General features: G+C 67.2%; 10 protein-coding genes and 2 pseudogenes. 7 read left to right on the forward strand and 5 right to left on the reverse strand.

Translation table 11 applies throughout. The features are described from left to right. The 4 genes and pseudogenes from GI374_RS19585 to GI374_RS18535 form a co-directional block, all read left to right on the forward strand. Nucleotides 1-337: pseudogene (locus GI374_RS19585) on the forward strand (hypothetical protein); the annotation flags it as partial. Between the two features lie 52 nt (nt 338-389). Beyond that, nucleotides 390-554, forward strand: a complete 165-nt coding sequence (locus GI374_RS18525; RefSeq protein ID WP_154338474.1) for a hypothetical protein — start codon at nt 390-392, stop codon at nt 552-554. A gap of 179 nt (nt 555-733) precedes the next feature. Then, on the forward strand, nt 734-883 hold the full coding sequence (locus tag GI374_RS18530) for a hypothetical protein (protein WP_154338475.1): 150 nt from the start codon (nt 734-736) through the stop codon (nt 881-883). 520 nt (nt 884-1,403) lie between these two features. After that, a complete protein-coding gene (locus tag GI374_RS18535; protein WP_154338476.1) occupies nt 1,404-1,616 on the forward strand; it encodes a hypothetical protein in 213 nt (70 codons plus the stop codon). A gap of 292 nt (nt 1,617-1,908) precedes the next feature. Here the strand turns inward: GI374_RS18535 and GI374_RS18540 are convergent, their stop codons facing one another. Further along, nucleotides 1,909-3,129, reverse strand: coding sequence for a multidrug effflux MFS transporter (locus GI374_RS18540; protein WP_154338477.1), 1,221 nt, complete (start codon nt 3,127-3,129; stop codon nt 1,909-1,911). Next, nucleotides 3,122-3,424 carry a PaaI family thioesterase gene (locus tag GI374_RS19590; protein WP_229583585.1) on the reverse strand — a complete coding sequence of 101 codons (303 nt, stop codon included), beginning with the start codon at nt 3,422-3,424 and terminating at the stop codon, nt 3,122-3,124. The genes GI374_RS18540 and GI374_RS19590 overlap by 8 nt, the downstream gene beginning before the upstream one ends. Nucleotides 3,425-3,498: 74 nt before the next feature. Between GI374_RS19590 and GI374_RS19595 the strand changes: the two genes are divergently transcribed. Further along, nucleotides 3,499-3,693: a hypothetical protein gene (locus GI374_RS19595; RefSeq protein ID WP_229583586.1), complete on the forward strand. Its 195-nt coding sequence runs from the start codon at nt 3,499-3,501 to the stop codon at nt 3,691-3,693. On the opposite strand, the gene GI374_RS18550 is transcribed toward GI374_RS19595, so the two are convergent. From GI374_RS18550 to GI374_RS18560, 3 genes are read right to left on the reverse strand one after another with little or no spacing between them, the layout of a single operon-like run. Next, nucleotides 3,630-4,328, reverse strand: coding sequence for an SDR family NAD(P)-dependent oxidoreductase (locus GI374_RS18550; RefSeq protein WP_370515481.1), 699 nt, complete (start codon nt 4,326-4,328; stop codon nt 3,630-3,632). The genes GI374_RS19595 and GI374_RS18550 overlap by 64 nt on opposite strands. Further along, nucleotides 4,325-4,918, reverse strand: coding sequence for a 2-hydroxychromene-2-carboxylate isomerase (locus tag GI374_RS18555; protein WP_154338478.1), 594 nt, complete (start codon nt 4,916-4,918; stop codon nt 4,325-4,327). Before GI374_RS18555 ends, GI374_RS18550 begins: the two co-directional genes overlap by 4 nt. Further along, nucleotides 4,915-5,415 carry a helix-turn-helix domain-containing protein gene (locus tag GI374_RS18560; RefSeq protein WP_154338479.1) on the reverse strand — a complete coding sequence of 167 codons (501 nt, stop codon included), beginning with the start codon at nt 5,413-5,415 and terminating at the stop codon, nt 4,915-4,917. The genes GI374_RS18555 and GI374_RS18560 overlap by 4 nt, the downstream gene beginning before the upstream one ends. 118 nt (nt 5,416-5,533) lie before the next feature. Here GI374_RS18560 and GI374_RS18565 point away from each other — a divergent pair, with 118 nt between their 5' ends. Both GI374_RS18565 and istA read left to right on the forward strand, forming a co-directional pair. Continuing rightward, nucleotides 5,534-5,917 carry an alcohol dehydrogenase catalytic domain-containing protein gene (locus GI374_RS18565; protein WP_154338480.1) on the forward strand — a complete coding sequence of 128 codons (384 nt, stop codon included), beginning with the start codon at nt 5,534-5,536 and terminating at the stop codon, nt 5,915-5,917. A 91-nt stretch (nt 5,918-6,008) separates the two neighbouring features. Further along, nucleotides 6,009-6,646 (forward strand): annotated as a pseudogene (gene istA / locus GI374_RS18570) (IS21 family transposase); the annotation flags it as partial.

Here is a 6,646-nt window from a genome sequence, read left to right on the forward strand (position 1 = left end):
CTTCCTGTTCCTTGATCATCCCGATGATCTGCGCATCGGTGAAGCGGCTTTTCCTCATCTCGTCTGCTCCTTCAGGTCGGGCAGACTCTACATCACGGCGAGGGAGCTTACGGGGGGCAGGTCACTCGGTATTGGCGGCCACGGCGTGCTCGCCGACATCGCCGGCCGGATCGGCGAGGCCGGTGCCAACATCATCGAGGTCTCCCACCATCGTCTCTTCACCTCGCCCAGCGTTCAGGCCGCCCGCCTCGAGGTGATGTTCGAGGCGCGCGACGCCACCCACAGCGAGGCCGTCGTCGCCGCCCTTCAAGACCATTACGCAGTGACGCGCCTGTAGCGGCCGACCACACCGTCCTCGACGAGGCTCTACATCTTCGCGATCACCTTCGATGTCGGGACCGACGTGGCCGGTGCCGGTGGTCGAGCTCGACCTGCGGAAGGATAGCGATGCTCTCGCGCGGCTGCGGCCCTGCCTCGAAACTCTCTGGACGAACAATGCCGGCGCCGCATGGCTGGCGGGCCCTGCGTCGATGGAACTCCGCATCCTGCCGTGAGTCGTCGCGATCGCAGACTGTGGGGGAGCAGCAATGGCCGGACGTCACCGCATTGCCGCCATCCTGCTCTCGGGCCGACTGACCTGCGCGCCGGCCGTCGCGCCACCCTCGTTTCCCGCAGCGATCGGTGAGGCCTGTGCAGGACGCCTTACGATCGACGCCTTCCCGCCGACGGCAGCATGCCGATCCACCGGGCTTGGAGCGATGCTCAGGTGCTCTTCTCGGCCATCGATGAGGGTCAGGTCCGGTTCAACACCACCGCCACCCTCGATGACGGTGGGAGCCTGGACCTGAGCACTGTCCTCATCCCCGCCGCCAACGGCGCCTGACGCCGCCTGTCGCCCGCCGGGCCGACCGAGGTCAGCGCCTCAAGCAGCGTCCTTTCGATCACCTCCCTGGACGACTTCCACATGGTCTGACGGGAGAAATCGCAGGCGAGGACGGCAGGCTCACCCTGCGCCGCATTCCGACCGAGGACGCCGGGACAGCGCCGGATGCCGAGATGATGACGGTGTTCCAGTTTGATGTGAGCCTTCCCCGGCCCGAGCCCAACCCACGCCCCCCCGCGTGAAGGCACCCGCATCGACGGCCGAGGGTCGCGACGGCTGCAAGCGAGTCGAGTAGCGGCTCGTCAATCGCTGGACCTGGGACAACGGGCTCAGGCGGGACCGCGAGCCGCCCTGCGTGCCATGTTGACACGGTTGGTGGCAGCACGCGCGCGGGGCCGATGGTCCGCGGACCCACGTGAGCGCGAGAACGTCGCCGGAACGAGAGCTCACACCCTGCCCGAGGATCGCGTCCTTCCAGAAGCTCGCGTCGGCGCCCCAGGCCGTTTGAACGGAGAGGCCCATGACTGACCCGCAGAGCAAGTTCGAACGCTTCATGGCGCTGCACACCCGCGACCGCGCCTTCGTCATCGCCAATCCCTCGAACGCGAGCACCGCCCGGCTGTTAACCCATCTCGGCTTCGAGTCGCTGGCGAAGACCAGCGCCGGCTACGCGTTCGCCAGGGCCAGGGCCAAAGCCAGGAGCGATGCGCCCCGGCAGCTTGACGCGCGATGAGACTCTGGGCCAACGCGGCCGAGATCGTCGCGGCGACCGACCTGCCTGTGTCCGCGGACCTGCAAGGCGGCTTCGGCGCCCCTCCGGCTGCTGCGCCGAGACGATCCGGCGGGCCTGCGACATCGGCCTTGTCGGACAGTGGCCAAGCTGAAATTTGAGCTCTGCGCATCCGCGCCGAGCTTCGCTGTCCTCAGGCAGCGAACCTCGGAAGCAGCGGCAGAAGTAAAATCCTGGCGGGGGATGCCCGGCCGCGAGGACGGTGCTTCAAGGGTTGTGTTCACTCATCCCGCAGTCATCGCTCCGAGCTTCCTGTACGTAACACTGGAAAAAACGCGACACCCGCCAACGCCGTGCCGCTGAGGACCACCCAGGCGAGGGCCGTAGCCGGACCGACCGGCAGCGCGCCGATGATCGCCGTTCCCAGTGCGGCACATCCCATCTGCAGAAACCCGAGCAGCGCCGATGCGATTCCGGCCCGGTCGCCGAAGGGTTCGAGTGCGATCGCGGTGCCGATCGGATTGATGAGGCCCATGCCGGCCAGAAACAGCGTCACCGCCGCCATGAATTGCGGCTGCGTCGGCGCTCCGCCTTGCACGGCAAGCCAGAGGCCTCCCGACATCGCGATCAGGATGCCGGCCATGCCCACGGTTGGCGCGCCCCACCGCCGGGCCAGCCGCGCCGTCAGGAGCCCGCTGCCGAACACCACGAAAACGGTGGCGGCGAAGAAGATGCTGAGGCCGGGCGCGCTCAGCCCCATGTCGATCATCAGGATCGTGGGTGCGGCGCCGAAGAAGCTGTAGAGGCAGCCGATCACCAGACTGACGGCGAGCGCCGGGAAGATGAAGCGGCGGTCGATGACCAGCCCCGCATAACTGCGGGCGATTGCCTGCGGTCGTGCCGGGCGGCGCTGGCGGGGCGAGAGCGACTCTCCGGCGCTCAGCCGATAATGCAGGGCGACCAGAACGCCGGCCACCGCAACGAACACAAAGGTGCTGCGCCATCCGAACGCGGCCGCCATTCCCGTGCCAAGGGCCGGCGAGAAGCCCGGCGCCGCCGCCATTGCGATCATCACCAGCGCCAGCGCGCGCGTGAGGTTCGGGCCGTGATAGAGGTCGCGGGCGATGGCGCGGGCCAGCACTGAGGCGGCGCAGGCACCAAGTGCCTGGATCGCGCGGCCGGCGATCAGCACCGGCAGGGTCGGCGCGAGCGCGCAGATGACGCTGCCCGTGACGAACACCGCCAGCCCGCCGAAGACGAAGGGCGCCCGTCCGAAGGCGTCGGCCAGTGGCCCGACGAACAGTTGCCCCACGGCGAAGACGACGAAGAAGCTGCTCAGGGTCCATGCCAGATCGCCCGGAGCCACGCCAAGGTCGATTGCCATCGCCGGAAAGGCAGGCAGCATGATGTTGGTGGCGAGCGCGCCCAGTGCGGCCAGGCTTGCCAGCAGCACCAGACGGCCCGCCGTCAGCGCATCGCGCGGCTCGGGTGCACCGACCTGATCGACGTCAACCATGGCGATGCTCGCGCCTCACGGTCATGGGCGGATCCTTGGCGCGTTGGCGGTGTTCGACGTCGAACACGAGCAGCGTTGACGTTGCCGTCGCGCACAGCTGTCCGTCGCCATCGTGAAGCGTCGCTTCCGCGAAGGCGACGCGCCGTCCGACCGAGATGGTCCGGCCGGTCGCACGCACCTTCCCGCTCCGATCGCTGAGGCCGCGCAGATACGAGACCTTGAGCTCCAGCGTGGTATATCCGCGATTGGCGCCGAGCTGCGAGTGGACCGCGATGCCGCAGGCGCTGTCGAGCATCGTGGCGGCGTACCCCCGTGCACCGATCCAAGCGGATTGTAGACGCTGCGATCGGGCGTCCCTTCAAAGACGGCATGGCCGCGCTCGACCTCGACCAGGTCAAACGCCAGCTTCTCGCCTATCGGCGGCTGCAGCCCGCCGGCGATCATCGCGCGGAGCTGCTGGAGACCGTCGGGCGCGTCTTCTCGCGGTTTGTCCATCGCGCTCACCACGGTTCGTGGAAGGGGCGGACCTCGGCGAGGAACGACCATGCGTCGCGCGGCTGGTGAGCGAGATGATGGACTTCGGCCGCGATCGAGGCGGGCGAGATGAAGAAATCGTCCGCGGCGTCGGGTAGCCGCTCGCGCTGCCACGGCACGTCGATCACCGCATCGATGATCAGATAGGCGACATGGATGCCCTTCGGCCCCAGGTCGCGCGCCAGCGATTCCGCCAGAATGCGCTGCGCGGCCTTGGTCGGGGCGAAGCCGGCGAAACCGGCGCTCCCGCGCATGGCCGAGGTGTTGCCGGTGACGATCAGCGCGCCTTCGCCCGCCGCGATCATCGCGGGCGTCGTCAGCCGCGCGAGGTGAAACAGCGCCATCGTGTTGATCTCGAAGTTGCGGCGCAGCGTTTCGGCCTCGACTTCGGTGAAAGTGCCGAACGCGCCGCCGACGGCGTTGTGGACGACAACCTTGGGGTTGCCGACCTTGGCAATCGCCTGCTCCAGCTCGGCGGCGTCGCTCACGTCACACGGCACTGCGATCGAGTCCGGTATCTCCTTCTCCAGCGCGGCGAGACGGTCCTTGTCGCGGGCGAGCATCGCCACGCGATAGCCACCCTCGGCGAAACGGCGTGCGATTGCGGCGCCCGTGCCGGGGCCAACCCCCGTGACGAGGGCAAGCGGTTTGGTCATGTCGGTCATGCCGCGTCCTCCCGGCGCGCGAGTTCCTCGCGCACGAAATCGAGACGGTCGTTGCCGAAGAACATCGCGTCTCCGACGAAGATGGTGGGTGTGCCGAACACGCCGCGCTCGGCGGCCTCGGCGGTGTTTGCGTCGAGTTGCGCGACCACCTCCGGCGCGTCGATCCGCTCGGCGACCCGGCCCGTGTCGATCCCGACCGCCGCAATCACGGCGAGGATGTCGTCGGTCGTTGCGAGCGTTTTTCCTTCGCTCCAGATCGCGCGATAGAGGGCCAGTGTGATTGTCGCTGCATCGGCCGGGGATTGCGCCGCCAGGACCGCCCGCGAACAGGCGTCACCATCGTTCTCGCGCATGTCCGAGGGGTTGAGCGGCACGCCATAGCGCTGCCCCCAGCGCGCCAGATCGGCGCGGGCGTAGGTCCGTTTCGCCTTGCAGGTGATCGTGGTCGGCACGTTGCCGACCAGTTCCATCAGCTTCAGGAGCCTGATCGGCCTCAGCGCGATATCGGCGTCCATCCCGGTCAGCTGCGTAAACGCCATGTAGCTGTAGGGGCTGCGGAAATCTTGGAAGAACTCGATCGATTGCGTCACTGGTCTGCTCCTGTGCGTTGATTGAGACGTTGACGTGTGCGGTCATCGGCCGCCGGACCGGGGCGAAGCCGGGCGCGCTCACGCGGCACCGGGGCGCCGGTTTCGGCATCGACGAGCGCCAGCGTCAGCGGGTGCCCGGTCTCCCGATCGACCATCTCGACAGGCGGCGCGCCAAAGCCGGCCGCATCCCAGCGATCACCCCACTCACGCAGTGCCACGCTGACTTTCCACAGGTCGCGGCCCTTGGCAGTCAGGCGGTATTCGTCGCGCGGCGGACGATCCTGATAGCGCGCGCGTTCAACGATGCCATGCGCCACGAGGTGCTTCAGCCGTGCGGCAAGCGTCGCTGCGGGAATGCCGGTGCTGGCCCGCAGATCGTCGTAGCGGCGCAGCCCGAGCGAGAGGTCGCGGATCAGCAGCAGGGTCCATCGGTCGCCGATCAGCTCAAGCGCCCCGGCGATCGAGCATCGCATTCCTGCAAAGGATTTTGGCTTCATCAAGCAGATCCCTCGACTCAATTCAATCATTGAAGTAAGCAGAGGCAGGGCCATATGCAAGCGCCACGACCGGGTGCATCATCGCCGCGCCCATGCCGCGAACTGTCAGGAGAGAGCCATGCGGTTCCGTGCCATCCGCGCCAGCCGAACCGATGCAGGCGTCACGACCGAACTCGTGATGCTGGACGACAGTGACCTTGATGTCGGAGAGGTCACGGTCAGGGTCGACTACTCGACCATAAACTACAAGGACGGTCTGGCGATCACCAACGCATCGCCGGTCATCCGGCGTTTCCCGCTGATCCCCGGCATCGACCTGGCGGGTGTCGTCAAGGCTTCGGACAGCGCCGAGTTCGCTGCCGGCGACACGGTGGTGCTGAATGGCTGGGGCCTCAGCCAGACGCATGACGACGGCTTCGCGCAGAAGGCGCGGGTGCCGGCCGACTGGCTGATCAAGCTGCCTGCAGGCATCAATACGCTGTTGATTTCCACCTGGAACTGACCCGGGTTGGCGCCTGATTTCCACTGAGATTTGACCCATGTGACCCTTCCCCCGAGCGCGATGAGCGACGGGGGGCATCGGAGTGATCCACATGGGACTTCTGAACGTCATCCGCCGCATGGCCTTGCGAGAGAAGCTGCCGATCCGCGAGATCGCGCGTCGGACCGGGCTGTCGCGCAACACGATCAGGAAGTATCTGAAGGCGGGCACGGTCGAGCCGAGGTTCTCGGTGCCGGAGCGGCCCAGCAAGCTCGACCCCTTCGCCGACAAGCTCGCAGCCTGGCTGAAGACCGAAGCCTCGAAGTCGCGCAAGCAGCGCCGGCCCTTGACGCGGCTGCATACCGATCTGGTCGCGCTCGGGTTCACGGGCTCCTGCAACCGGGTTGCGGCCTTCGCCCGTGAATGGCGCTCAGAGCGGCAGCGAGAACAGCATGCAACGGGACGCGGCACTTTTGTTCCTCTGACCTTCCGTCCCGGCGAAGCCTTCCAGTTCGACTGGAGCGAAGACTATGCCGTGATCGGCGGCGAGCGGACCAAGCTGCAGGTCGCGCATATCAAGCTGGCACACAGCCGGGCATTCCTGGTCCGCGCCTATCCGGCTCGCAGACCCACGAGATGCTGTTCGACGCCCATTGGCACGGCTTCCGTGTCTTCGGTGGTGTGCCGGAGCGTGGGATCTACGACAACATGCGGACGGCGGTGGACCGCATCGGCAGGGGCAAGGAGCGC

The sequence above is a fragment of the Paracoccus sp. S-4012 genome (assembly GCF_009674885.1).
GTDB lineage: Bacteria > Pseudomonadota > Alphaproteobacteria > Rhodobacterales > Rhodobacteraceae > Paracoccus.

Bases quoted from the DNA above. Each gene is read 5' to 3' on its own strand.
- GI374_RS18525 (WP_154338474.1), top strand. From the start codon at position 390: ATGTCGGGACCGACGTGGCCGGTGCCGGTGGTCGAGCTCGACCTGCGG.
- GI374_RS18530 (WP_154338475.1), top strand. From the start codon at position 734: ATGCCGATCCACCGGGCTTGGAGCGATGCTCAGGTGCTCTTCTCGGCC.
- GI374_RS18535 (WP_154338476.1), top strand. From the start codon at position 1,404: ATGACTGACCCGCAGAGCAAGTTCGAACGCTTCATGGCGCTGCACACC.
- GI374_RS18540 (WP_154338477.1), bottom strand. From the start codon at position 3,129: ATGGTTGACGTCGATCAGGTCGGTGCACCCGAGCCGCGCGATGCGCTG.
- GI374_RS19590 (WP_229583585.1), bottom strand. From the start codon at position 3,424: ATGCTCGACAGCGCCTGCGGCATCGCGGTCCACTCGCAGCTCGGCGCC.
- GI374_RS19595 (WP_229583586.1), top strand. From the start codon at position 3,499: ATGGCCGCGCTCGACCTCGACCAGGTCAAACGCCAGCTTCTCGCCTAT.
- GI374_RS18550 (WP_370515481.1), bottom strand. From the start codon at position 4,328: ATGACCGACATGACCAAACCGCTTGCCCTCGTCACGGGGGTTGGCCCC.
- GI374_RS18560 (WP_154338479.1), bottom strand. From the start codon at position 5,415: ATGAAGCCAAAATCCTTTGCAGGAATGCGATGCTCGATCGCCGGGGCG.
- GI374_RS18565 (WP_154338480.1), top strand. From the start codon at position 5,534: ATGCGGTTCCGTGCCATCCGCGCCAGCCGAACCGATGCAGGCGTCACG.